Here is a 2,211-nt window from a genome sequence, read left to right as displayed (position 1 = left end):
GTACAGAAAGATGTTCTGAAAATGCCGCGGGGCCCCGAAGGGCCCCGCCAGAAATCAATAGCACACCGCTCAGCCCTTCGGCGCGGGCGTCGGATCCGGCTTCACCTTCGGGGTTTCCTGCGCGGTGTTGGATTCGATCGGCGGCAGGCCCTTGAGCAGCTTCTGCTGCAGGGTGGCGAGCACATCCGGGTCCGGCTTCAGGTCGCGCGCCTGGGTCCACTGATAGGTGGCCTCGAGCTTGCGGCCGACACGCCAGTAAGCGTCGCCGAGATGGTCGTTGAGGACGGGATCTTCCGGCTTCAGCGAGACGGCGCGCTCCATCTCGCGCACGGCGTCGTCGAAGCGGCCCATGCGGAAATAGGCCCAGCCCAGCGAATCGACGATGTAGCCGTCGTTCGGCCGCAGATCCACGGCCTTCTGGATCATCGCCAGGCCCTCCTTGAGGTTCATGTTCATATCGACCCAGGAATAACCGAGATAGTTCATGACCTGCGGCTGGTCGGGCTGCAGCTCCAGCGCCTTGCGGAAATTGGGTTCGGCCTTCGGCCATTCCTTCAGCCGCTCATAGGCGATGCCGCGCTGGTAGAAGATGTTCCAGTTGGCGGCGGTCGGCGACTTCAGCTGCTCGACGGCCTTGTCGTAGAGATTGGCGGCCGAACGGAAATCTTCCTTCGAGCCATAGACGCCGCCGAGCGCCAGATAGGCGCGCATGTCGTCCGGGTGCTTGTCGAGATAGGCCTTGAGGTGGGAAATCGCCTCGTCATGCTTGTCGAGATCGGCAAGGTTGAGGCCGATCTGCAGGTCGGAGAGCTCTTTCAGCGGCGAGGATTCCGGAATGCGGCGGTAGAGCGCGACCGCGCCCTCGCCATCTTTCAGCTGCTCGGCAACGGCGGCAAGCTGCACAAGGGCCGCGTCGCTGTCCGGCTTCAGCGCCAGCGCGTATTGCAGGTAAAGCCGCACGAAAGGCTCGCCGCCGCCGCGGTTGAGCGCGGTGGCAAGGTCGAGCAGGATTTCGGACGCGCCGTCGGCCGGGCGGGCGACCAGCGGCTCGATCTTGTCGCCCTTGGCGATGCGGTCGCGCAGCGTGGTGATCTCGAGCTTGCCCGGGGCGAAGGCTTCCGCCTGGTTCAACACCGCCTCGGCCTTCGACTTGTCGCCCTTGCGGGCGAGGAAGGAGGCATAAGCCTGGGCATTGCGCATCCAGGTTTCGGGCGCGGAGCCACCGGCCGCGGTGTCGGCCAAGGTGGCGGCGTAGATCGCATCGGCCTTGTCGCTGAGGCCGGCGGCATCGGCGATCAGCGCACGGTGGAACGACTTGAACAGGCCGAACCAATCGGGGCCTTTCAGCTTGTCGATGGCATCCATGGCCTCGGACGCGTTGCCGGCGCCCTGCTTGGCCCAGCCGTCCATGACGCCGGAAAGCAGCCGGTCGAGGTCGGATTCGAGCGAGCTTCAGCCAGTACTGCGCCTTGGCGTAGTCCTTCTTGTGGAAGGAATCGATGGCCAGCGCCAAGCGCGAGAAGCGCTCGACATCGGGCACTTCCTTCAGCTTGTCGGCATAGACCAGCGATTCCTCAAAGCGGCCCTGCGAGACCAGCGCCAGCATCAGGCTCTGCTGCAGGTCCTTGTCATCAGGGGCAAAGGCCAGCGCCTGCTTGTAATAGGCGATCGCGTCGTCGAGGTCGTTGTCGCTTTCGGCGATATGGGCCGCAAGATAGGCGCCCGAGAAAGACGTGATCTGCAGCGGTTGGGCTTCTTCCTTGGCCTGGACCGGCAGCACCCAGAGCGCCACTCCGGTCAAAAATGCCAGCCTCGTCAGCCAGCGCGCACGTCCTTGCCGCATCGTATCCCTTTCAGCCAGACGCGATCCCGCCCTTGGCGGACCGCCCACAGACTCGATCTTTTCCGGCCAAAGCATGGCCTTTTTGGGGTCGGGCTTCAATCGCCGAGCGAATCACAATGCAATCATCCGGCTTAAAAAACGATGCCAGTCAGCGAAAATATGCGGATCGGCGGCCGAATTTTGACATAAGCGGGCTAAAGGCGCGTTCCGTAAAAGCCGCTCGCCGCGACCGCGCCGCACAGCTCGAACCACTCGCAGCCCGGGCACGCCTTGCGCGTCAGGCCGGAAGAAAAGGCCTCGCGCATGCGCGCGAGGGTAGAGGGATCGAGCTCGAGCCAAGCGCCGGCCGGGAGCGGCCGGCCGAGAAG

Annotated in this window: 1 protein-coding gene; it reads right to left on the bottom strand. The window is 64.2% G+C overall.

Features of this window, described 5'->3' with window-relative positions; genetic code table 11:
* Positions 1-69: 69 nt before the first annotated feature.
* Positions 70-1,410: a tetratricopeptide repeat protein gene (locus EOA27_RS32965; RefSeq protein ID WP_245491235.1), complete on the bottom strand. Its 1,341-nt coding sequence runs from the start codon at positions 1,408-1,410 to the stop codon at positions 70-72.
* Between the last annotated feature and the right edge of the window lie 801 nt (positions 1,411-2,211).

This window comes from Mesorhizobium sp. M2A.F.Ca.ET.037.01.1.1 (assembly GCF_003998075.1).
GTDB lineage: Bacteria > Pseudomonadota > Alphaproteobacteria > Rhizobiales > Rhizobiaceae > Mesorhizobium.
The sequence above is the reverse complement of the archived record's forward strand: the minus strand, read 5'-3'. Positions and strand labels throughout refer to the sequence as shown.